The sequence below is a fragment of the Gimesia aquarii genome (assembly GCF_007748175.1).
In the GTDB taxonomy this organism is placed as follows: domain Bacteria; phylum Planctomycetota; class Planctomycetia; order Planctomycetales; family Planctomycetaceae; genus Gimesia; species Gimesia aquarii_A.
This window is the reverse complement of the sequence record NZ_CP037422.1, coordinates 6,779,952-6,806,029: the sequence shown is the minus strand read 5'-3', so window position 1 is coordinate 6,806,029 and position 26,078 is coordinate 6,779,952. Positions and strand designations below refer to the sequence as shown.

The following is a 26,078-nucleotide window of genomic DNA, read 5'->3' as shown; positions in this document are numbered from 1 at the left end:
GTAAATAAGGTTGGTTTAAGGTCACCTATACTAACACGATTTAGGGCAGATACAATGATCGTTTTATTACGATCGCAGCTGTAAATAGAGTGTTTTTATGAAGTAATGGTCTTTACTTATGGCGTTTTGGCCACTTTAAAAGGGGACTAAATTTGTTTGATCCTGGATAGTCAGAAAGAAGGAGTCTGCCTCTTCGGGCAGGGAGTTGTTTCCCAGATCGATGTTCAATTCCCAATCAGGAAGCCTGCGCACTCCGGGAGGCAGGGTGTCTTGCATCAGCCCTGTGTCTTCATGTTCGTATCCCAACAGATGGCCGAGTTCGTGCATGATGACCGACCAGAGATCAACGTGTCCCGCGGCATCAGTTTCGGGCAGGGCGATGAGTGATAACTGACTTTCTACTTGGAACTCGCTATTGTCACCAGGCGTCGCGTCCACAAACCAGCCGTATCCCGCGGCGTTGGCGTCGATATAAATCGTACCGGAAACAGCGCGGCCCAGAGTATTGCCTTCGAGGTCAACGACCTGAATGTCAATTTGCTCCAGCGTTTCATTCTGGCTGGGGTTAAGCTGAGGACTGACATGTTCGACCACATTATTCAGTGCGGTGTCTGCCGTTGATTGTGAGAGAGTCTCGGGTGCCAACTGTGGCTCACCCTGAGTGGTATCGACCAGCAGTTGATTGTTCCAGGCATGAGGAAAATTCTGAGGATAGACGATCGTTGGATGATCAAGTTTTCTTTTACCGTAGTTACTGGCAAATAAGACCAAATCTTTAAAGTTAACTCGATCACTTTGATTCAGATCAGCAAACCAGGAATAATCTGAACTCGATTCACTGGGAATCGTATTGTAGACACTGGCGAATAACATCAGATCTCGGAAATTAATTGCATCGTCATCGTTCAAATCATAAGGGTTTGCGTAGATTAATGTTTCTGGTGAAGGGCCATAAGCCTCTTCTATGGGAGAGCTTCCGGTAAAAACGATCTCTGATTGTCCGATCAAAAATTCAGGGCTTTGAGGATTCAGGTTTCGCCCTTGCAGATCTAGGTTGACCGCATCGTCAGAGGTTGACTCAAAGCGGATACGGGCAAAGAGTACATGTTGATCATCCCCTACATCAGACAGGCCTGTCTCCGCTGATAAGTTTTGAATAGTTCCCGTCACATCATTGATTGTTCCCGATTGGTTTAATGTGAAGGCAGCGCCATATTCGATACTGGTGGCTGTAGTAATCGAGGTGTTGTAACTCATGTTGAATGCAGCTGACAGAATTTCTAAATCTGTCGTAGACGGTGTGCTAATCCAGATTTCTAACCAGTAGCTACTCCATTCATCAATCCAACCAAGATTATCCGGGAGCGAGTTCGATTCTCCATTACTCAATGTGGATGTCTTGGAATTGACGACTTTCAAATCGATCTGGCTATGAAAAACCTGTACTTCGTATGCTCCTAAATCAACGACTCCTCCAAAAATACGATTAAAAGTAGAGCCTCGTTGATCGGTATCGATTTCAGCGTCGACGATTGCTGAATTATCACCGGAATTAATGGCGTTACTGCCAGGCAGTAACGCATGGGTTTTGGTAGGTCCTCCGTTGTCTCTCAGAACAGGATCAAGCAATCCTACGATACTATCTTGGATGATGCTACTAGTAGTGCTATTAGAATGAGTTATACTTATAGAGTTTTGAGGATTGGAGTCATTTGTAGGATTACCAGCGATGATGCTATTAATGATGCTAAATGGTGTAGAGCTAGTATAGAATCCTCCTACATAGTTCGCAGTATTTCCAGTGATTGTACTACTTATGATATTGACTGCTGTTGGCCCTTCAAATCGGCGTGTGTAGATGGCACCACCGGTAAAAATAGCACTGTTACCTGAAAGTGTACTGTTTACAATTTCGACAATTCCAAGACTGCTATAGAGAGCACCGCCATTGTTGCTGGAACTATTTTCTGAAAGCGTACTGTTAATAAGGGAAAGGTTTCCCCCACTTTCATAATAGAAAAAGCCACCGTTACTGATTCCACCACCATACAGTCTCGCGGAGTTTTGATTAAACGAACTATTCTTAATCGTCAGCGTTGTCCAACGGTTTGAAATTCCTCCCCCTATTCGATCAGAGATATTTCCTGCAAATGTGCTGTTAAACACAAATGCCTTTCCGCTATCAAAGTGTATTCCTGCACCGTTGCCACTTACAATATTTTCTGAAAACGTACTGTTCATCACAGATGCCATATGACTATCGTTTTTATAAGGTGACTCAAAATAGATTCCGCCACCGCTTGTCGCTGAGTTTTTCAAAAAAGTGCTGTTTGTGATATCCATTACTAAATTAGGAACAGGGCCACTGTTGACATAGCTGCTATTGAAGTGAATTCCAGCACCATTCGTCGCTGAGTTTTCTGAAAACGTAGAATGATTCACAATTAAATTGCCATCATAATTATAGATTCCGCCTCCATCACCTCTAGACGTTGTCGCTGAATTTTCTGAGAACGTGCTGTTCGTCACGGTTACGGTGCCGTTACGATTATAAACTCCACCACCATCATTTGCTGAGTTATTAGTAAATGTGGAGTTGTTGATTGTCAAAGCACCTCGAATATTATGAACGCCACCTCCATTATTTACAGTGCTGTCATCATATTGTAGTTCTGCTACATTGTTCCCAGACAGAATACTATCTGTAATAGTGAGGTTTTCATAATTGAGTATGGCTCCACCATTATCTGAATGGCCATTTATGAGTGAGAGTCCACTCAATTCGACGATAACTTCTGTTTCAGTGCTTGAGTCATCGATATTAAATATGCGATTATTGTTGTTCCCACTAATTGTGAGTTGGTTTGCACCGAGTCCTATGATGGTCACGTCATCGGAAATCAAAAGTTCATCCGTGAGAACAATTGTCTGACCGGCGAGACTGGCATCGAAAGAAATGGTGTCTGCACCCGCGCTAGCATTGGCTTGTTCGATTGCTTCTCTGAGACTACCGGTATCGGAGTCGTTGGTATTCACAACCGTGAATACCGTCAGTAGGGTACGGTCTTCTAACCTTTCTGCAGCAGTTCGGGAAACGAAAGCAGTTGCTACTCGTAAACTTCTTTGCCGCGCATATTTTCGCTCAGATTGAATGTGTCTCGTAGAGTCCGCGCGTAGCTTGTTCCGTAAAGAGGTAAGCCAGTGAAATCGAAACATATTATTAATATCCAGCGGGGATAAGGTAGGTTTATGGTAAGTAAAGCTGGTCTAAGGCTACCTATATTAACACGATTTAGGGCAGATACAATGATCGTTTTATTAAGATCGCAGCTGTAAATAGAGTGTTTTTATGAAGTAACGGTCTTTACTTATGGCGTTTTGGCCACTTTAAAAGGGGACTAACTCAGTTTCATCCTGGATAGTCAAAAAGAAGGAGTCTGCTTCTTCGGGCAGGGAGTTGTTTCCCAGATCGATGTTCAATTCCCAATCAGGAAGCCTGCGCACTCCGGGAGGCAGGGTGTCTTGCATGAGGCCTTCGTTTTCATGTTCGAAACCCAACAGATGTCCGAGTTCGTGCATGATGACCGACCAGAGATCAACGCGTCCCGCGGCATCAGTGTCGGGCAGGGCGATGAGTGATAACTGACTTTCTACTTGGAACTCGCTATTGTCACCAGGCGTCGCGTCCACAAACCAGCCGTATCCCGCGGCGTTGGCGTCGATATAAATCGTACCGGAAACAGCGCGGCCCAGAGTATTGCCTTCGAGGTCAACGACCTGAATGTCAATTTGCTCCAGCGTTTCATTCTGGCTGGGGTTAAGCTGAGGACTGACATGTTCAACCACATTATTCAGTGCGCTGTCTGCCGTTGATTGTGAGAGAGTCTCTAGTGCCAACTGTGGCTCACCCTGAGTGGTATCGACCAGCAGTTGATTGTTCCAGGCATGAGGAAAATTCTGAGGATAGACGATCGTTGGATGATCAAGTTTTCTTTTACCGTAGTTACTGGCAAATAAGACCAAATCTTTAAAGTTAACTCGATCACTTTGATTCAGATCAGCAAACCAGGAATAATCTGAACTCGATTCACTGGGAATCGTATTGTAGACACTGGCGAATAACATCAGATCTCGGAAATTAATTGCATCGTCATCATTCAAATCATAAGGGTTTGCCCAGATACTGACTCCATCGAATTGTCCTGAAATGGTTGTGGCAGGAATCTCACCAACTAAATGGACTTGCGCAGAGTTAATATTAAAGCCTAAGTCATAAGGGCCGATGTTTTTCCCTGAATAATCCAGTTCCACTTGATCCTCCGCCAGCGGTTCAAATTTGATGCGGGCAAACAGAAGATGGTCGTTGGATCCCAGATCCGATGTATTCGTTTCCGCAAACAGACCTTCGATGGCTCCTGTTGTATCGTTAATCGATCCGGCTTGATTTTGAGTAAAGCTGGCACCAAATTGAATTTCTGTGGCCGATGTATATTCTGTGTTATAATCGAGATTGAATTGTACGGAAAAGATCCCTTGATGAGTTGAGCTACTGGCATCAACCCAGACTTCAACCCAATAGGAAGACCATTCTTTCACCCACTCTACATTATCAGGAAGTGAACCTGCTTCGCCGTTGGGGCGTGTATTTGTAGGATCATGAACTACACGTAGGTCAACCCTGGCTGTGGCAGTTTCGTCATCAATGATAGTGACTTCGGCCTGATCATCGGCGAAGATGACATCACGACCACCTGCTTGAATATTAGACAGATTCACCAGGAAAGTTTCATCGCGTTCCAGCAGATCCGAATCCACGATGGAAATGGTAATGGTTTTTGATTGCTCACCCGAGTTGAAGGTCAGAGTACCGGCTGAGGTGAGATAGTCATTGGTCTGATTCGCACTTTGATCAGCGGTTGTAAAATCAACACTGACTGCGGAATCAACGGGTTGGTCGAGTGAAACCGCCACAGTGGCCGTGCCGGCATGTTCATCAACTGAAATGTCATTGATGGTAATCCTGGCTTGGTCATCATCTATGACGGTTACTTCTGCCTGGTCATCTATCAGAAGAATATCAGCGCCGTTCGTCTGCAGGTTGGAGAGTTTCACCAGAAACGTTTCATCAAGTTCCACCAGATCGGAATCGATGATCGAAATGGTAATCGTTTTGGTTTGCTCACCGGCATTGAAGGTCAGCGTACCAGAGTGCGAGAGATAATCACTAGGAGCAAAGGCTGACTGATCAGCGGTAGAGAAATCAAAATTGATAGCTGTTTGTACTGGTTGGTCTAATGACACGGTGAGTGTGATCGTTCCAACGTCTTCGTTCACAGTCAGATCGTTGATTGATAAGTTGGCTTGATCATCATCCATGATCGTGACTTCTGACTGATCGTCTGCAAAAGTCACTTGGGCACCGTTGGCCTGAATGTTGGTCAGGTTTACGAAAAATTGTTCCGTGCCTTCCACAAGACTGGAATCCAGAATGGGAATCGTGATGTATTTTGACTGCTGCCCTGGGAAAAACGTGAGCGTACCTGCCTGGGATAAATAATCTGTGAAGTTTGAGGCTGAATTGTCAGCGGTAGAGAAGTCAACACTGACTGTGGTATGAACCGGGCGATTCAGAGACACTTTCAGCTTAGCGGTTCCCGCCGTTTCATCGACTGAAAGATCGTCGATCGAAAACATGGCCTGATCATCATCGACGATGGTAATTTCTGCTTGATCATCTACAAGGATCACATCGGGGCTGCTGGTTTGCATATTGCGCAAATTGACTAGAAATGTTTCGAGTCCTTCGACAATGGAATTATCAAGAATCGAAATTTCAATCGTCTTCGATTGCTCTCCCGGATCGAAAATCAAAGTGCCTGATTGGAAAAGATAGTCGATTGAATTTAAGGCGGACTGATCGGCGGTGATAAAGTCGACACTGACAGAGGTGTCAACGGGCTTCTCTAGAGAAACAATAACGAAAGCCGTGCCCTCTGTCTCATTTACTGTGAGATCACTGATTGATAAAAAGGGGTCATCGTCGTCTACAATCGTGACTTCTGCCTGATTGTCTGTGAAAATAACGTCGGCGCCATTTGCCTGGATATTTGTAAGATTCACTAGAAAGGCTTCGTCGGTTTCCAGTAGGTCGTTATCTACTAGAGAAATCGCAATAGTTTTTGTTTGCTCACCCGGGTTGAAGGTAAGGGTGCCAGTTTGTGTCAAATAGTCATCCGGATTGTTGGCTGTTTGATTGGCGGTAGCAAAGTCAACACTGACGGATGTCGCAACCGGTTTGTCGAGAGATACCGTTAAGGTGGCTGTTCCTACAGATTCATTGATGGAAAGATTATTAATTGTGATCCCAGCTTGATCGTTATCTGTGATCGTCACTTCTGATTGATCATCTTCAACAATGACATCAACATCATTAGCCTGAAGGTTACTCAGACTGATCAAAAACATTTCATCCGCTTCAATGAGGTCGGTATCCACAATTGAGACCGTAATGGTTTTTGACTGCTCGCCAGGATTGAAAATCAGGGTGCCAGATTGTGATAAATAGTCTTCTGAATTAATAGCTGTTTGATCGGCGGTGGCAAAATCAATGCTGATAGATGTGTCAACAGGTTTGTCAAGAGTCACAATCACCGTTGCCGTTCCAATTGCTTCATCGACAGAAACATCATTGACAGAAACTTTGGCATGATCATCGTCCAGAATCGTGATTTCCGCCTGATGATCTGTGATGTTAACACTGCGACCATTGGCTTGCAGGTTGCTTAAGTTGACGAAGAACGACTCATCACTTTCAATGAGGTCAGAATTTACAATGGGAACTTCAATTGTTTTTGACGACTCTCCTGGATTGAAAATTAATGTATCCGATTGATGTAGATAATCACCAGGAGCAATAGCTGACTGATCGGAAGTGACAAATTCGACACTGACAGATGTGTCGACTTGCTCGTCCAGTGTTACAGTAATGGAAGCAGTTCCTGCAGATTCATTTATCGTAAGGTCACTGATAGAGAGATTGGCGCGATCATCATCTTGAATGGTGACTTCGCCCTGGTCATCTGTAAAAATAATATTGGCACCACTCGCCTGGATGTTGCTTAATTTAACCAGAAATGTTTCGTCAATCTCTACCAGGTTGGTATCTACAATCGAAATGGTAATCGTTTTGGACTGTTCACCCGGGGTAAAACTAAGTGTTCCTGACTGAGACAAATAGTCGTCAGGATTGCTGGCTGATTGGTCGATAGTGGAAAAATCAATGTTGACGGTAGTCTCAACAGGCTGAGATAACGAGACGGTTAAAGTCGCAGTACCTGCTGTTTCATCTACGGTGACATCGTTGATTGAAACACTGGATTGATCATCATCGTGTATTTTGACTATGGCTTCACTGTCTTCTAAGAGCACATCCTGGCTTGCTGATTGTAGATTGCTCAGTTTAAGTAGAAATGATTTTTCAGCCTCTACAATATCATTATCAATGATAGAAACGGTGATCGTTTTTGATTGTTCTCCCGCATTGAATATAAGTGTGCCCGAAGTTGCTAAATAATGATCTGGATTTAATGCAGACTGGTCGATGGTGGCAAAGTCAACTTGAACCTGATCGAATAACGGTTGATCCAAGGATACTGTTAAAGTAGCCGTTCCCTCATTCTCGTTTATGGAAACATCATTGACAGAAACTTTGGCATGATCATCGTCCAGAATTGTGATTTCCGCCTGATGATCTGTGATGTTAACACTGCGACCATTGGCTTGCAGGTTGCTTAAGTTGACGAAGAACGATTCATCACTTTCAATGAGGTCAGAATTTACAATGGGAACTTCAATTGTTTTTGACGACTCTCCTGGATTGAAAATTAATGTATCCGATTGATGTAGATAATCACCAGGAGCAATAGCTGACTGATCGGAAGTGACAAATTCGACACTGACAGATGTGTCGACTTGCTCGTCCAGTGTTACAGTAATGGAAGCAGTTCCTGCAGATTCATTTATCGTAAGGTCACTGATAGAGAGATTGGCGCGATCATCATCTTGAATGGTGACTTCGCCCTGGTCATCTGTAAAAATAATATTGGCACCACTCGCCTGGATGTTGCTTAATTTAACCAGAAATGTTTCGTCAATCTCTACCAGGTTGGTATCTACAATCGAAATGGTAATCGTTTTGGACTGTTCACCCGGGGTAAAACTAAGTGTTCCTGACTGAGACAAATAGTCGTCAGGATTGCTGGCTGATTGGTCGATAGTGGAAAAATCAATGTTGACGGTAGTCTCGACAGGCTGAGATAACGAGACGGTTAAAGTCGCAGTACCTGCTGTTTCATCTACGGTGACATCGTTGATTGAAACACTGGATTGATCATCATCATGTATTGTGACTACGGCTTGACTGTTTTCAAAGATCACTTCAAGGCCATTGCTTTGAAGATTGGTCAGATTAACCAGAAATGATTTTTCAGCCCCTACAATAGAATTATCTACGATGGAAACAGAGATTGTTTTTGATGTTTCTCCAGGTTCAAAAGTGAGTGTTCCTGAAGTCGCAAGATAGTGACTTGGGCTCATTGCAGACTGGTTGGCAGTTGAATAGTCAACTTGAATCTGATTGGATAAGGGTTGGTCCAGCGAAACGGTTAAGATTGCTGTTTCCGCATTCTCCTCAATGGTGATATCTTCAATATTGAGAACAGTAAGATCATCATCCTCGATGATTCCGAGGCCTACTGATTTTTTTAAAACGGTTCCACTAGAAGGGTTTGTGAGATGAACGAGAAAGGTTTCTGAACCCTCATAATCATAATCACCATTGACGAGGACAGTAATGGTTTGTGTCTGTACGATTGCATCTGGATCTGCAAGAAATGTAACGGTGCCAGATTTAAAAGCATAATCATGATCGGCAAGCTTGGCTGATAAATCCAGGGTTGTAAAGTCGACCATTGAATCAAAGTTTAAATCGCCGACTACCTGTCCACGACGTTCTATGTTAAAGGTAAAGACTGTTTGGTGAGGTTCGTCTCCTTCAGCTTGAATGACATCACTGATAACAATTTCAGGAGTAAAAGGGCGGAATACATAGAATTTTCCTATATCGTCACCAGCCTCATCATTGAGTGGTGCACCGACAATCACTTCTGAATCGGAGAAAGCAACCGCATATCCAAAGAAGTCTTGAAATACACCGTCTTCAGCAAAAAGTGTTTGTGATTGAACCCATTCGTCATTAATCAATCTGTAAAGGAAAGCGGCTCCAGAATCGGTCTCTTTTCCATCACTAAACTGCGATCCAATTACCAGTGTGGATCCAGAAATGCGAATCGAAAAGACAGATCTATCAGCGTCATCTGATTCCGGTGGTGTTAGCTTTTGTTGAAATTCCCAGATTCCTGCATTATTAACAAAAAGGTATGCAGATCCCTTGTTGTCATCATCACCAAAGGCGACAACCCCCAGATGATCTCCATCGACATGCAAATCAGAACCGAAGAGATCATTATGCTCACCGTCAGGCGGTCCGAGAATCTGTGCCTCGTGCCAGATTCCGGCGGCTTGATGAAAAATATAGATTGCACCAGCGTCTTCAGGAGACTCAGCTGCTTTAGCACCGACTGCTGAGATGAAGATGGTACCATTGTGAATGACTGCCGAAGAGCCAAAACGGTCAAGTATATCGTGATTAGATGCCGTTAGAATTTGCGACTCGGACCAATTGCTACCGCTTCTGTTAAAGACATAAACGGCACCATCATCACGGTCGAACGGGGAGTCACTGTTCCGGAAACTGGCTCCGACGATAATAGTATCATTTTCGATGGATACAGAACTTCCAAAGTGGTCATTGGGCTCTCCGTCCGATGCCGTTAATTTTTCTTCGAATTCCCAGATGGAACCATTGAGCCGGTAGACGTAAGCGGCACCACTATCTTTACCCAAAGCATCTTCCAGGTAGGCACCAATGACGAGAGTGTCACCATCAATGGAAATACTGGATCCAAACTGATCGCCGGCCCCTGCTTCAAGGAGAGTCAGTGTAGAATGATAATCCCAGGTGTCATCAGTGTCATTGTAGGGGGTGTTTTGATCGTTTCGATGATATATATAGACGGCACCTGCTGAGGGGGCCCTGAGATCACTATCGATGGCAGCCACAATCATGTAGTCACCATCAACCTCGATTTCGTTTCCGAAATGATCGCTGTCGGCGGTAGGGGCAGGGGGGATAATAGTTTCAGATTGAACTAGATTGTTGTAATCGGGGGGCCTGGTGTAGCTGTAAACACGGGAGATATCCGAGTTAAAATGTTTGTCAAGCAGTGCCACGAGCAGATTGTTGTTCTGAAAGGCGACTGTTGAACCCAAGCCTCTGTCATACAATTCGGAGACTTCAGGTAAATTGATCCGCGATTCCTGAATCTGATCCCAACCATCAGAACCGTCGTAAATATAAACGGAATTTGATTCTGGACTGGTTGATGAAGCGCCGACCACAATCGTGGTGCCATCAATATCGACACTGCCTCCAAAGTCTTGAGTGTTTGACGCAACCCGAATATATTTATCATGGTTATAGATCTTTGCTGGGATGACTTTATATTCTTTGGGATTATCCCAACCTTTTGAGCCATCAAAAATATAGATTGACCCAGAAAAAAAACCTGAATCACTGTCTCTAATCGCACTGATGACTATAGTATTCCCATCAATGGCAACGGATGTCCCGAAAAGATCATCATCTCGAGAATCATATCCAGTTAATTTAATTTCAACTGCATTTTCCCAGCCATCTTCTCCCTTGAGATAGAGATAAGCAGCGCCGCGATATGATTCGTCTCTATAGGCACCCACAATGATTTTGTCTCCATCAATATCAATAGCATATCCGAAATTATTTTTCATCGTAGTGTCCGAAGCCTTCAGAACTGATCTGGTGGGGGATGAAGTCGACCAGTCGTTACCATTTCTGGTGAATACGTAGACCTGGCCTGCCTCACTTGGGTCAGTGGTACTGAAGGGATCGCTGACAAGGATGGTGTCATTTTCAATCGCTACAAAATCTTCAGCATTTAGAGCCCCATCAGGATACCAGGAAATAAAAGTACCAGTCCTGGAGAGTAAAGGGGTAATCTGAGGGCTAAAAGTCGACCAGTCGTCTCCTGTCATTTCATAGGAGTAGACTTCAGAGAAACCTGATTTCATCTGGGCAGCAATCAGAAGCGTGTTCCCATCAATGTCGATACTGTGACCAAAACCAGTAGTCAATTCAGGATCTGGTGCAGTGAAAGTTGTCTCATAAATCCAGTTGTCATCAGTCGAATCAAACAATGTATTTCCATCATCTTTGGCATATAGATAGACGACCCCGTTGGCTGAACCAGTTTCAGTGCCGGGTGCGGCAATCAACATATATTTTTCGCCTATGACAATTCTTCGGCCATATCTATCACCACCATTGTGTGCCGTCTGGCTGACAGCATGACTGATTTCATGAATCAGTTGATAGCTATCGTTTTGATCCAATTCAAACCCATAGATCATTCCACTTTCGATGCTCTCTGTGTCAACCCGAGAGGCTCCAGCCAGAATTGTGGTACCAGAAACAGCAACAGACTCTCCAAAGAGGACATTACCGCTGACTGGTGCATTCAATACCGTTCTTGATGCCGTACTTGGATCCCAGTTTGCCCCGTTTTTGGTGTAGACATACACTTCCGATGAGGATGACAGAAATACGTCACGGAAAGTTCCAACAACAAGGTGCGTATCTGTCAGGGCGATTGATGCGCCAAAATGTTGGGTTAAGGGTTCACGAGGAAAAATAACTTCGGTGGTGGGAAGAGTAGACCAGTCCGATCCGCTCTGTGTGAAAATATAAGCCTGACCAGAATAACTTCCTGTATTGGTGTTGGTGGCACCGACTGCCAGCTGATTCCCATTGAGTGCTACTGATTGTCCAAAGTGCAGATTAGGTTTAGCATCCGAAGCTGTGAGCTTCACCTCGTGAGGCGCGATGGATGTCCAGTTGTTTCCCGTTTTTGTATAGATCAGGACAGCCCCTGCGCGTGATCCTTCTTCAGAATCAAATGCTGTTCCAATTACAATAGTATTTTCCTGTATTGTCACCGAAGTAACCGAGGCTTCAGTTAATTTTCGCATAGCAGGGGCAGACCAGTCTACTCCCGTTTTCTCGAATACATAATTTCCGACGACGATAGTCTCTTCATAAACTGCAATAAGTGAAGTTGCTTGACGTGAATGATAGTGCAGGCGAGGGATTAAAATTGATTCTCTGCGCGGGGGTGAAGATACCCAGTCATCACCGTCTCTGGAAAAAATATAAACAATCCGACTTGAATCGCCGTAGGGACCAAGGAAGGCACCAATCAGAATCGTATCATCATGGATCGCGACAGAAGCCCCAAAATACTCCAAGTCTGACCGATTGTCGTGTCGTAGGATTGTTTGAAAATCCCATGTATCGTCTGCGGAATCTTCCGGAGTTTCATGCTGATTTCTGGTGTAGACATAAGCTAAACCAGGCCCATTGTCAGTAGTTCCAATATTGTTCGGGACGCCTATGACAAGAACATTTCCATCGATAGCGAAATACCTGCCTGCGTGATCATAAGAATGATTTGCAAATCCAATATCTGCCTTCAGTTCCTGCTGAAAACTGAAATCCGATTCATCATTGGTGATCACACCAGTAGCGTCTAATGTCGTTCCATTACCTTTCAGTACGCTTCCCCCTGTGGCGTTGCTTAAACGTCCGAGAAACGTTTCTGTCGCTTCGAAATGAGTGTCACCGAAAATTGGAACTTCTACCGTCTGGCTTTGTCTGGTTGCTGAGGGACTGGCATTAAAATCGAGAACACGGACTGTCGAAGCATAGTCTTCGCCTGCTGTCGCTGTTCCATCAATTGTGTTGAACAAAACCTGTGTGAAAAAGTTGAGATCTCCGGCTGACTCTCCTGTGCGAGTGATTGTGAATTCAAGGTAATCTGTACCGTCATGTCCTTCTATAATCTTTGTGCCTTCTATATTGAAGGTTGAGCCTGGCAGGTAGTCATCATTCAGGATGGTTCCCATGCCTGTGTCATCAGAAATTATCAACGTAGAAGGAAGTGAATCGCCGTTAATTTTAGGGTCGCTGATTACCAGTGAGAACGTTTCATCCGGTTCTTTATCATCATCATCCAGAGGATGAACTGTAACCGTCGTCGATATCTCTCCTGCTTTGATCGTTACCAGCTTGTTTTCAAAGTAAGTGTAATCACCAAAAAATCCACCTTCTTCTGCGGATCCTGCGACGGTTGTCGCTAAAAAAGTGATATCTGAACTGGCAACCTGGTTAAGTGTTATTTCAAAAGATAGTGTGTCATTTTCATAAGCAGTTGCATCACTGACACTGAGGGATACTGCCTCGTTATCAATAATGGTCGCGATACCGATATTTTTCTCTATGATTGTATTAGGTGAAGTCGTGGAAATGAGTAATTGAAAGGTCTCATTTCCTTCGACTTCTAAGTCATCATGGATCAAGACAGACATTGTCGTGGTTTGTGTCGTTGCTGTGGTTGAAGCGGAGAAAGAGAGGGACCCGGTAACCGAATTGTAATCAACATCGTATCCATTTGCTGTTTCATCCTGTGTTGTGAAATCAATCTCAACTCTACTGTTAAGGTCTCCTGGATTTATGCCAGTCCGCGTCAGTGTGAAGTAAACGAGGGGTAATCCTGCATCTTCTTCGATGGTCACATCATCAATACTAATTACCGAGGTCAGCATCGTGCGGTCTTCGAGGTGCTCGCAGCCGATCATCTGTCGGCTTAGTGCTGGCTGGTATCGATTGAGGACACGTGAGCGTTGATGGCGATGATGACGGGGGCGGAATGGTCGACAGTGGGAGGCAATCGACTTTAACCAGTTGGTTAACAGCATCGGGGGCAGGTTCTTTCAGTTATCTCTAAAACTTTCGCAACCTTGACTTTTCAAGCGGTTTGCGAGAGTGGGCATTGGTTGTTTGGGTAGGTAGTTTGGTAAGTGGCGAAAACCGAGCAGGGTTTTTAAAGTATCTGAACCACATTGTCATGCACAAAGGTATCATCTCCTAGTGCTTGATTCCAGCGCATTCTACTTAAATTAAGACATTTTCATATTGTTTTGAGACGCGCTTGAAATTAGTGGTGATTTCAACGAAGGGGAATCCAATTCCCTCTCTTTCTGTAGGCTTGATCAAAGCAAAATGTCTCTCGCAGGGGCCAGTGTTGATCGAGGACGATCCAATTGCTGTTGTTGAGAATTTCCCTAATTTATTGGTTAATTGGCGATTAAAACAAATCTGTTATCTGGTCTTGAGATGAGTTGATTTGACTTAAAAGTCCTGATCCGTGACTTCCTGTGATTCTTAGAATATAAAGAAGCTTAAAAATTTGGTGAAACTTGTGGATCCACAATATTTTCACCGATATGATGGGTGCTAAGTAGACAATAGAGCACTCAGCCTCGATCTCATACGTCGTTCACGAGAATCACTCATTTCGGAGTAATAACAATGGCGGACTCAAAACAGAATGCGACCCCTTCAGAATTCAATTCTGAGAATAAGCAAACCGTCAATAAAAAAAAGCGATCGCCTCTGGAACGTGTCATCGTTTGGGGATTGATTTCCGTTGCTCTGATTGTGGTTCTTCTCGAAGTGAATGCCCGCTATGGTTACAGCAATACGCTAACTGAAATGCAAAACCGCATCGCTCAGGAAGCAGACGGCAAAGAGTTTTTACTCAAAGACGCCAAAGCGATGGTGAAAGGATTTCCGTATGGGGATGAACGGCTGACTCAAAGCGGAAAGCAATTGCAATATCGCTGGTTCAGTTTGTTTCGAACTTATGCGATTCAAATCTCGGTCGGAATCGATGGAGAAGTCCTTTCTCTGGAGACTGATGTTGAACAGTTCGATGATAAGAATTTAAAAGCCGAATCTTCGAAGCCGTTGGTTCATCGACCGGCCCTTCCGGAAAACGGTCTGAGCTCGAAATTTGAGAATGTGGCAGTCCTGAAGACTGACAAACTCGAATCTCAGTATCCCAATATGAAGGGAATGCTCACAAGAGAAATCGTACGACAGGCTTTCTTGATTGGCGCTCGAGAGGGGCTTGGCTTGAAGACACGCGATGCGTCCTTGCGAGGTGAGGTTCTTTTAATTGACAATCCTGAAACTTTCCCTCTGAAGCTGATCACGCAGATTGATCCCAGCCGGGAGGTGACTATCGATTTAGAGCGTCCTTACAAAAACAAGCCTCCTTTTCACTGGTATTCCGAACCCTTTATTCTACCACAAGAACTCGGTTTCGAGGTTTTAATAGAAAAAACAGAAGAGTTTTCCCGCAAAGACTTTGTCGATGCATTGAAACAGGCAGGTTACACAGGTAAGGCTCCTCAGTGGATTGAAGCATCAACTATTCCAGACACGTCGCTACAACGATTGAACGAATGGAACTTGGTCTCACAATATACTGTGATCCAGGATATGCATGCAGCGATCGAAAATGAGGGTGAATCCCCCGAACGTTTAGCTGTGCTGGTGCGGGCTTATGCCAATCTTGGCAGTTTGACCGAATCGCTTTGGAGTCCTGCTCATAAGGTCTTCAAGGCTCGGGCGTTGTTGTACGCAGAACGGCTGACGGCACGCAGAGAGGATTCACCCTGGGCATTGGCACATCGTGCCTATGCACGAGCCTTCGCAGGGCGTCATCGGAGTGCGCTGACAGATATCGAAGTCATTCGATCAGTAAAAAGTGAAAACTCTGAGAATAAACGACCTCTTCCCGATTGGGTTGATCTGATTGATGCGTATTGCGTTTACAAGCCTGATGTTTTGGACAAAGCTGTTAAAAATGAGGATACCAAACATCTGGCAATTTATTTGAGTAGCCTGCTGACAGATCCTGTTGCTAATGAAAAGCAGATGCTGACCATTACTGAGCAATTGCTTGAACTGGAACCGGCCTGCTGCCGGGCGATGGATCGACTTTGTGAGGTAAACTCCCTGGGGATTCTGAGGGTGGTCACCGAACAGCGCCTGGACACACTCTGGCCACAGATTTACCGAAAACTGTTAGAGGGTCATCTTCCTGATTCAGGCAAAGCTCCTATCGAAAAATATTTGTCGACTCCATTTAATTTGATCAGCGAACCTCAGTTACGGGTTCAAGTGATTGATTTCCTGAAAGATTCCGAATCAAAGGCAATGGAACCATCATTGAATGGTCTGGGACAATTACTCCAGGAAATCTCTTTTCTACATACACATCGGAAACTGAAACTCCTAACTGGGAATCTCAGAGTCAATGCTGATGACGTTCTTTCACAATCGCGACCTTTGGTCAAAGGGCATCCTTATGAGCAGTTTATTGAAAGCTATTCATCGAACCCAGATGAAGCGAAAGCCGCTTATGAGAAGTTACTCCAGTCTCACGACCCCCACGAACTGGAGTTCAATTCATTTCCGATGATTTTCAATAGTAACTATAAATTAAACTCACAAGCATACAATAAACTTTATATGGAAGCGGTTGAGAACGTTGATTTTGTGTACCAGGATCTATTCCGCCGAGTACTTTGTTTAAAAGAACTGGTTTCTGAGAATCGACAAGAGCAAAATAGCATGTTTGCTGGATTACTTCTGAGAGTCAGCCCTCACATGCCGCAAACTGTGGCCTTAAACATCGATACAAACAGAGAATATGTCGAAAAACACAATGCTGAGTTAATGGAGAAATATGGAAAGAACCCCGTTGTTTTAACGGCCTTAGTTAATAGACATCTCGCAGATTATAACGATGCCAAAGCAGAGGAACTTCTTCAACGTCGAATTGCAATCGTCCCTGATTATCAGTCATATACAACTCTGGCAAATATCTACAAAAATCGTGGTGAGACGGAGAAGTGGAAGAAAACATTGGAAAAAGCACTCGAACTTCCTTCAACAGGCCTTCGAAATCCTCTCATCCAGAGCAAACTGGCACACTATCACATGGAGCGTGGCGAATGGGAACTGGCGAAGCCGTATGCGATGAAAGCAGCCGCGACCTATTCAGGATGGGGATTACAATGTGCTGCCAAATGTTACGAGGGGCTTGGCGATCTGAAACAGGCGGAAGCGTTTCGGAGAGCTTGTTCGATGCGGTACAAATCCAGTGCTGCTGATTGGTACTTCTGGTGTGTGCGAACCGGCCAGGGAGATATTGAATCGGCTCGTCAGTTGGCCGAGAAATATCTCCTGGCAAATCCTGATGTAAATAATCTTGATCTGAGAATGCAAATTGGTGTATTCCAGACTATTCAGGGAGCTAAAAAACAAGCATTCGATATTTTCCAAACCGCTTTCAAGAAATACAGAGACGCCTACTGTGGTTTGCATGCGGCTTTGCTCGCTGATGAACTTGAATTTACAGACCAGCGCGATAATCTACTAAAACAGGTATCGCAACAATGGAACAAAGACTTTGCGAAGGCTGAACTTTCTAATCTATTCCAGCGCAATTTACAGAAACAAGATTCAACTGACTGGAGACCAATTTGTTTCCAATCACTAATCGCTCAGGTATCAAACGGGAGTCCCACAAACTATTATTATTTTGCCGGGAAGTTTTTAGAGCAGCGGGGCCAAAGCGAATTGGCAGAAAAATATCTGCAACTGGCAGCCACATCTCCGATGTTTGTGAAATATAATTGTGTATTGGCTGTTCATCATCTACGCACACAGAATAAGAAGATCGGAGCACGCCGTACCATGGAAATGGATGCCGATTACGGTCAGGCGGTGTTGCTTTTGCATAAGGCTTTATATTTGAAAAATACGGAGAAATTGGAAAGTGCGATCAAAAAAATCGACGAAATTCTGGAGTTAAAACCTGACCTTGTCATCGCTCTGACACATCGAGCACAGGCTAATGAATCATTGGAAAATTACGCCGAAGCCATTTCTGATTACAAAAAAGCAATCAAAATAGAACCTGAGTATTGGTTACCACATCACAGCCTGGTTTTTTTATTGGCGGCTTGTGAAAGAGAAGAAATTCGCGATGGTTCCCTGGCGCTCAAGCACGCGCAGCAATCTTTAGAGCTACTGCCGATAAAGTTCTGGGTGAATTATGGCGCTTTGGCAATCGCTTATGCAGAAACTGGTCAATTCGAAAAAGCCATTGAGACGCAAAAACAGGCTGTGTTACTTGCCCCTGAAAAGCAGAAAGGCAAAGCAAGTCAGAGAGTCAGGCTGTTCAGCGAGAGGAAACCGTATCGGCGTTCTTCAAAGAAAAAATAGCTTCCTATTGCGGCTTCTTTAAGTAACATTGTCGGAGAAGTTCCGGAAGAACGAAAGCAATTGAAATCAGTGAATACATTACGGCAATCTGAATGATTGCCGAAGTTGTGCCTCCAGTTTTTTCACGCGAACAGCCTGATTTGGATCTCCGGCGATGTTTTGTGTTTCCAGCGGGTCGGTTTGATGATCATACAGTTCGCGCTCAACAATGTGGCCGTTCTTCTTCTTGAACCAGGACACAAAACGGTAGCGGTCTGTGCGGAGCGCACGGCCCATGTATTTCTCGCGGAAGCGTGTGTGCTGACTGAGTGCAACGGACTTTCTGTTCTGCTCAGGTTGCCGCAATGAGGGGACCTGACTTTTGCCTTCGAGGTGTGGTGGCTTTGTGAGTCCTGTCAGTTCGCAGATTGTAGGGTAGAGATCTACCAATTCTGCGAGATTGCGCGTGCGGCCTGGTTTGATTCCAGGAGCGACAATGAGGAATGGCACGCGGGTGGCGATTTCAAAGTTCGTCATTTTGCTCCAGGCACTCTGCTCGCCGAGATGCCAGCCATGATCGGAACATAAGACGATGATCGTATTTGACAGACGATCCGTCTGCTCAAGTTCGTCTAACAGTTTTCCAATCTGAGCATCGACATAACTCACGCAGGCAGCATAGGCCTGCAGAAGTTTAAGCTGCATTTCTAGGTCAATCAGACCCTGATTGGGGGCCCCCAGATAACTCCGCATTTCGTAACCATTCCATAAGGGACCCTCTTCGCGACTGGGTGGGTTCGGCATTGTGAGCTTTGCACGTAGCGCCGCTTTAACGTAACCATCAGAATTAAACCATGCCATCACAGGGGAATTGTGTGGCGGATTTTGGTTTTGCGCGAGCCACGAATTGTCGGGTTGGTGGAGATCGTAATATCGCTGTGGTGCAATGAAGGGGAGATGAGGACGGCGATATCCCACGGCGAGAAACAGTGGTTTCCCCAGCTTCTGTTTGTGCAAGGTACGAATCGCTTCATCCGTCATACGACCGGCGAAGAAGTGATTGTCGGGAACATCCGGGTTTTGCATCACCGGACAGGCAAAGCGTTCGGCCACAATCGTCGGTCCTGCAGGGTTTGATTGGTCGAAGATCTCCCACATCTCCCTGTCCCTTCCGGGAAAGGCGGGGCTCGACCAGTCTGACTCTACATTCCAACCATCGTGGTAGATCTTACCCAAACCCCGAGTCTGATATCCGTGATCCTTCAACCAGCGCGCCATGGAAACGGCATCGGGACGACGTTTTCGGAATCGTGTTGCCGAATCATTGCGATGGTCAAAGACGCCGATGGTATCAGGCCGCAGTCCGGTCATCATCGAAAGCCGCGAAGGTCCGCATTTGGCATACTGGCAGTAGGCGCGCTCAAAGACAACACCACGTGCCGCCAGTCGATCGATGTTCGGCGTCTGCGCACGCGGATCACCATAGCAACCCAGCATAGGCCGCAGATCATCAACCACGATCATCAAGATATTCGGCTGATCGGCTGCGGACGCACCGACTGGCTGCCAGCAAATCGCCAGGATGACGACAATACAGGTTCGTAGCGAATTCAGCATCAGTTTAATGGTGGATTAAAACCGTTAAAGAAAAGTGATCGTAGAGACGTGTGCTTGTCTCCAGTTTCGTATTTGCTGAGTATACCATCTCTAGTAGTCAGCGGGAACAGCCGAACTTACTACTGTCCTTTCTCACTGAGATCCTGCATTACCAGCGCTCGTGCCCATTGCTTCTACGGATCAATATAGAAATGGAATGGGACTTCCAGCAACTAGATTCAGTGCAATTAAAAAAATCGAAACAAATTTCACAAATAGCTGATTGTGTTCTTCAGCCGATTGCGGTTTACCAAGTGTCGGTTGCAACCAGACAACAAATGAATCATGGCGAGAAAACGGGTTCTATCTCTTGACTGAGTGAGCGATGTCATATGCCGTTTAACCTCCTTTGATTGATAACAGAATGTGTCTTCCTCTGTCTGGAACTCTCAAAAGACCTGACAAAATGGTTATTCCGCAGAGGTCAACTAATTTTAGTCCCCTTGAAAAAACTAAAGGAAAGTATGATGGCAAATTGTTTTTACGATATCTTGACCGCTACAGCTTCTATGACTGATTGCACACTAGAACCAGACGACGACACAAAATATATTGTTACAATTCGAAATAGGAGTGAATGTGTCACTGCAAAAAATGTTATCGCGACGATCGGTCTTGTTGGAGGACATGTGCCTGGGATCGAAGTTGTTCCAGACGACCGATGGTTTGGTGACATCCCGCCAGGTGGGAAAGCACAAAGGGAAATTGTGATCTTGACTAAGCGAGCCCCCGCATGTTCAAAGCAAAAAATTTGTTACCATGTTCATTTTGAAGCATCGTATCAACAGTGCGAAGGCGAAGTGACAGAGTTTGAAATTGGCTGCGACTGACGCCGAATTGATTTCCAAAGAGGGCGCTGTCTTGCAGCGTTCTCTTTTTTTCTGGCGGGCTATAGAAGCACACTGACTGATTCATAAGAATATTGCAACTGCGGTTCCAGCTTGTCTTCGTATGAACCTCTTCAAAGACAAATCCCCGCTTGGGAATCTCCACATCAGGCCCCATTCTTTGATCAGTGTTTATGGGTCGTGCTCTCTATACAAATAGCACAGTTTGCTGAATTGTCCAGAAGGTACAAAGCCAGTTACGAAAATTTGAAACAGATCAAGATTCATAATCTTCAATGAGCATCAATACGAAGTATCACTACCCGATTTTCTACTAAAGGGCCAATGAAATGTTGATTGATCACAGGTCTCGCCGTGCATTTACACTGATTGAACTACTCGTAGCAATCTCAATTCTTGCCTTACTGATCGCTCTGCGTGCTTCATTTGTGAATCAATATTGTCAGATTGGTTCAACTCGTTGCGGGCTCGGCTAACTATTCAGGGCGAACTATGTGTAAAGTCCGCCTAGACTCTCTGTATGTAGTTTGAAGGAGAAAACAATGAAACGGTTCAGTATGTTTTTGTGTGCCCTGGTTTTATTCAATCCATTCGTATTCGGAGAAGACAAGGCATGTCAGGATGAAAATCTTAAGAGCTTTCCGTGTGTATGTCCATTGATTGATTTAGGACTTTTTTGGATTGGAGAACAACATGAAGCAGGTAGTAATTGTCTATCGCCAGTGCCTGTCTTCTTACCAGGATCAGACTGGGATTACGGTATATGCTTGCCAGAAACCTGCACGGGAGCGGGCTGTGTCGGCGTACCGTTAGTAAGTGAAAATGCTCCACTTTTAAAAGAGCCAATCCCCCCTTTAGGAAATCCTTTTCCAGATCCTAAATACGCGCGATTCGTAGATCCAAAATTCGTCAAGTTAAAGATTAATGATAAAGAAACCTATGTCAAAATTTTCACCGTCGTGGTTAATGTCAAACAAATAGCCCATGACCATAATCTTAAAGTGAACCCACTCCGCGGATCATCCCAATTTTTAATTGTTGGCTATGAAACTACCGGACTACCAGATGACAATCTAAAAGCAATTAAGACATTTAAACCAATAAAACACAACGCAAGGGAAGCAATCATTGATTTTGGTTTGCGTAAAGGAATAGTCTTTCTAGCCTCAGCACAAAAGTAACACATATTTCAATTTGTTATTATGAACGAACCTTAGGCTTATGATGGAGCCTAAGGTTCGTTTTTTCTTTCTCTAATAAAGAACGAGGTTAGAGACAAAGATTTGATTCATCAAACGAATTACCATAGCAAAAAAATCAGTTACAATATCTCGAAACGGTTTCAAGAACCATAAAAAGACCCTGATTAATTCATTAGACTCAACGCATCACCAGTGCCGGTTCTTTACAGCAAGAACTGATAACGCAAATCCTCACAATGAGCCAATCACCGACTTTCCAAGTCAGCAATGCGTCCCGTTCCTGTTTCAAAATCCCCTAACACATTATCAGCCGTATTGGGATTCATCAGAATACCGCAACTACGGTTTCAACTTGTCTGTGTATGAAACTTTTCAAAGATGAATCGCCGCTTGGGAATTTCCACATCAGGTTCCATTCTTTGATCAGTATTTACGGGCCATGTTTTCTATACAAATAGCACAGTGTATTGAATTATATAGAAGACACAAAACCAGTTACGAAAATTCGAAATGACTCAAGATTCTTGATTCTGAGTGAGCAGAAAATGTCCTCACTCGCGGTTTGTCTGTTAGAAAATAGATGCAAAACTCGAAAGTGTTCCTATGTGCAATATGGGGTGTTTAGCTGAAACAACTAGATAGTAGGGGACATTTATGATTATTTTGTTGATTTCAGAAAATAATTTTCTAGGGTGAAATGATCAGCAGGCATCTATACGAAGTACCACAACCAGATTTTCAACCAAAGGGCCCATGAAATGTTGAATGATCACAGACCTCGACGCGGATTCACACTGATTGAACTACTCGTAGCAATTTCGATTATTGCCTTACTCATTGCTCTACTTTTACCTGCCATCATGCAGGCCCGCGAAGCAGCAAGGCGAACACAATGCCGAAACAATCTGAAACAAATTGGTCTCGCGCTTCACAATTACCATGCCAGTCATAAGTCCTTTCCCATTGGTGCACGATCACAGAGTGGATTTGGCCTCTCATTCTGGCCCGGTTTATTACCTGCCCTTGATCAAGGAAATCTCTATCAGCAGTTTGATCATGATTCAATCCAGAATGGTTTGCCCCTTTTGCCGTGGGTAAGGAATGGTCCCTTACTGGATGGTGTGATCATCCAGACGATGCGATGTCCGTCCAGTCCGTTAGATGAAACTCATCCCATGGGATTTTTTAGACATATGCAGCCTTCGTATGTGGGGATCTCAGGTGCCTCGAATGAGGATGGGTTTAAAGCCGACCGAGTTTCTCCATGCTGTGCGCCGATCAGCCCACCTGATGGGATTCTCTCCGCAGATGGAGTGCTAATTCCCAATGCCAATATCAAATCCAGAGACATCACCGATGGAACATCCAACACGATCGTCATTGGCGAAGCATCCAACTTTGTGCTTGACAATAACGGTGATAAGCAACATGTGGGTGGTGCATTCCCCATGAGCTGGGTTACAGGGACATTCGGAAATGGAACACCTCCCCATTATGAACCGACGAATCTAGCCTTTCCACCTCCTTGTTTCAACATCACGACGATTCGCTATTCACCCAACTCAAGCTATGATCAACCGGGTGTTCACAATAACCATGGTCCGAACAATCCCCTTGCTTCCGCTCATGAAGGAGGAGTCATGGTCCTGTTGGCAGATGGTTCTGTTCGCTTCATTAGTGAAAACATCAATCTGACCACATTGAAACAATTGGCTGTCCGCGACGACGGCCAATCCATCGGAGAATTTTAGCAACAAACAGTTAAATTACTCTCTCGATCTCATGCACTAAGTGCTCATTCTCAGCGCAAGTCAGAAAAATTCTATCGCTATCGTCGGGAGCGCAGCTCCCATTCTATTCAGGGCGTTCTAAGTGTAATGTTCGCCCCTATTTTCTGTCTATAGTTTTAATGGAGAAAGTTATGAAGCGTTTTTGTATCGGTTTGTGTTTTTTATTGTTATTCAGCACCACACTCTTTGCCAAGAAGAAACCCTGGAAGCATAACCGGCGCTGTGTACCCTGTGTGCCCTGTGCGCCAGTCCCCCCGGCTCCTCCTTGCACTTGTGCTTTGCTTGATGTCGGAACCTTTTGGATTGGTGAAACACATCCCGTTCCTTCACATCCTAGTTTAACTTGTCAGAATCCAGTTCCTGTTTTCTTACCGGGATCAGGATATACTTATGGCATATGTCAGACAGGTAGTTGCACAGGAAGCAATTGTCTTAATACTTCTAGATATAGGGTAGAAGACGCAGACCCTGTTCCCATAATAAATGAAGCAATTCACTATCAGTCAGACCCGATTTTTGATTCAAGATATACTCTATGCAAAGATATTGATCCAAGATTTATTAAGGTGATGGTCACTAAACCTAGCGGTCAAAAGGAGATCATAGTCAAGCTATTCACCATTAAAATTGATTTCAATAAGATTTTCGTGGACTACCATAGTGGTAGGCTACCAAAAGGGCCAGCTGATAGCTTAACTTGGAATTACGCACTTGATGATCCACGAATTATTTTTGTTGGTTTTGAAGCAAGGGATGTGCCATCCAGTCGAATAGAACCAAACCCTTATCAACTGAAAGATCCAAATAATGCACGAGAAGCGATTGTGTTAGATCCTATAGAACCTACAGATCCTAATAAAAAAACATATGCAATTGTTTTTCTGGCTCCCTAAGTAAAAGAATCAGATCAAATCTGAGAGAGAATTCTCAACGAGCCTCAGGATTTTAATTCTGGGGTTTGTTTTTCTCTTGATGTGGACTTGAAACAAAATCATCTATCGTCAGTCGGGGACGAGCGCTCTTCACACACCGCACACCTAATCCTGCGTGAGTTTGACCACGATGCACAAAGGACCGTAATCGTGGATCACGACTCTGACTATCCACGGTGGGATTCCCGTCAAAGATAACCGAGTCACTGCCACCTCGTACGACACGATAGTTTCTTAAAGAAGTCGGAGTTTCATTTGAAAATTCTAATTTCTTATCGGAATGAAAGTAAACCTGGGTACAAGTCCATTCTGCCACATTGGAACAGAGGCCAAATATGGGAGGAGTCGTTGGCAACTGATCAAACAAGGGATAGCCAACTGGTAAGAACTGTTCCTGATTCAACTGTACTTCCTCGGGTAATTGGTTTCCCCAGGAAAAGCGAGTCTTTCCTGCTTGCGTGGCTGCATACACCCATTCAAATTCTGTGGGTAGACGTTTGCCTTGTTTTTCGGCTAAGTTAACGGCCATATCATACTGGAGCAATACTGCATAATCAGGACCTTCTCTACCAGTAGGCTGTAGATTTGGATTCATTTCGAATAACCTTGTGAATATTTCTACGGAAAGCTCTTTGGAATCCATCCAAAAACCAGGCATGCTCCGGTCGTGCTGAGGCAGAGCGTATCTACTATCCCCTCCAAAGGACGCTCGATTTGGACCCTCAAGGTACGCCATATCCTTCGTGACCTCTTTTAATCTTCGAATCTTAATTGATGGAAGTATGATATAGTTGTGGTGACGTTTGTCTCGGCTAAATCTTCGATGTGCAAAATTTTCAGGTATGCCTTCATGTTTATCCGGTACATGCCGGTAGACTTCGTGGAACCACTCGTCATTAAAGTAAGCCACCACCAGATAATCACCCGGTTCCAGCGGTAGTGTTACAGGTGAAGTTCCTTCAGCATGAATGATCTGTTCAGGCAGCGGTTCGCCGTTTTTTTTGCTGAGGGGGATAAACGCAACCTTAGCGCCTTCCGGTTCTGTGTTTAACGTCACAATCGGAGTGTCAGCTGAAACAGTAGGAGTGGGAAAAAGGACCTGAAAAGCCAAGAATATGAAAAGGCAAGAAACACTTGTTGAGAGACTATAGACAATCGGCCTCTGCTTGATTTTTCGCCAGAGTCGACCTAACACAGAAACACGCCGCGACTGAATCGGTTCATTATCGAGAAAGCGTTTCAAATCCGCGGCCATCTCACTCGCGGTTTGATAGCGATCTCGTTTTTGTTTGGAAATGGCTTTGAGACAGATGGTCTCC

General features: G+C 44.6%; 10 protein-coding genes. 6 read left to right on the top strand and 4 right to left on the bottom strand.

Going from position 1 to position 26,078, the window contains the following annotated elements:
• Nucleotides 1-135: 135 nt before the first annotated feature.
• Together V202x_RS25685 and V202x_RS25680 are read right to left on the bottom strand one after the other, a co-directional pair.
• Complete coding sequence (locus V202x_RS25685) at nucleotides 136-3,216, bottom strand: choice-of-anchor Q domain-containing protein (RefSeq protein WP_145179679.1); 3,081 nt, start codon at nucleotides 3,214-3,216, stop codon at nucleotides 136-138.
• A gap of 171 nt (nucleotides 3,217-3,387) precedes the next feature.
• Nucleotides 3,388-13,968: a Calx-beta domain-containing protein gene (locus tag V202x_RS25680; protein WP_145179677.1), complete on the bottom strand. Its 10,581-nt coding sequence runs from the start codon at nucleotides 13,966-13,968 to the stop codon at nucleotides 3,388-3,390.
• Nucleotides 13,969-14,581: 613 nt separating this feature from the next.
• On the opposite strand from V202x_RS25680, the gene V202x_RS25675 reads away from it, so the two are divergent.
• Nucleotides 14,582-18,352 carry a tetratricopeptide repeat protein gene (locus V202x_RS25675; RefSeq protein ID WP_145179675.1) on the top strand — a complete coding sequence of 1,257 codons (3,771 nt, stop codon included), beginning with the start codon at nucleotides 14,582-14,584 and terminating at the stop codon, nucleotides 18,350-18,352.
• A gap of 78 nt (nucleotides 18,353-18,430) precedes the next feature.
• On the opposite strand, the gene V202x_RS25670 is transcribed toward V202x_RS25675, so the two are convergent.
• A complete protein-coding gene (locus tag V202x_RS25670; RefSeq protein ID WP_145179673.1) occupies nucleotides 18,431-19,948 on the bottom strand; it encodes a sulfatase in 1,518 nt (505 codons plus the stop codon).
• A 503-nt stretch (nucleotides 19,949-20,451) separates the two neighbouring features.
• On the opposite strand from V202x_RS25670, the gene V202x_RS25665 reads away from it, so the two are divergent.
• From V202x_RS25665 to V202x_RS25645, 5 genes are all read left to right on the top strand, one after another.
• The gene (locus tag V202x_RS25665; RefSeq protein WP_145179671.1) at nucleotides 20,452-20,817 is read left to right on the top strand and encodes a hypothetical protein; all 366 of its coding nucleotides are present in this window, start codon (nucleotides 20,452-20,454) and stop codon (nucleotides 20,815-20,817) included.
• Nucleotides 20,818-21,164: 347 nt separating this feature from the next.
• Entirely contained in the window at nucleotides 21,165-21,311 is a 147-nt protein-coding gene (locus tag V202x_RS25660; protein ID WP_197993097.1) for a type II secretion system protein, read from the top strand.
• 66 nt (nucleotides 21,312-21,377) lie between these two features.
• A complete protein-coding gene (locus V202x_RS25655) occupies nucleotides 21,378-22,016 on the top strand; it encodes a hypothetical protein (RefSeq protein WP_145179669.1) in 639 nt (212 codons plus the stop codon).
• Between the two features lie 779 nt (nucleotides 22,017-22,795).
• Nucleotides 22,796-23,788, top strand: coding sequence for a DUF1559 domain-containing protein (locus tag V202x_RS25650; RefSeq protein ID WP_145179667.1), 993 nt, complete (start codon nucleotides 22,796-22,798; stop codon nucleotides 23,786-23,788).
• Between the two features lie 170 nt (nucleotides 23,789-23,958).
• Nucleotides 23,959-24,720, top strand: coding sequence for a hypothetical protein (locus V202x_RS25645; RefSeq protein WP_145179665.1), 762 nt, complete (start codon nucleotides 23,959-23,961; stop codon nucleotides 24,718-24,720).
• A gap of 52 nt (nucleotides 24,721-24,772) precedes the next feature.
• Here V202x_RS25645 and V202x_RS25640 read toward each other — a convergent pair.
• Nucleotides 24,773-26,078, bottom strand: a 1,306-nt coding sequence (locus tag V202x_RS25640; protein WP_197993096.1) for a formylglycine-generating enzyme family protein, incomplete at its 5' end; no start/stop codon positions are given.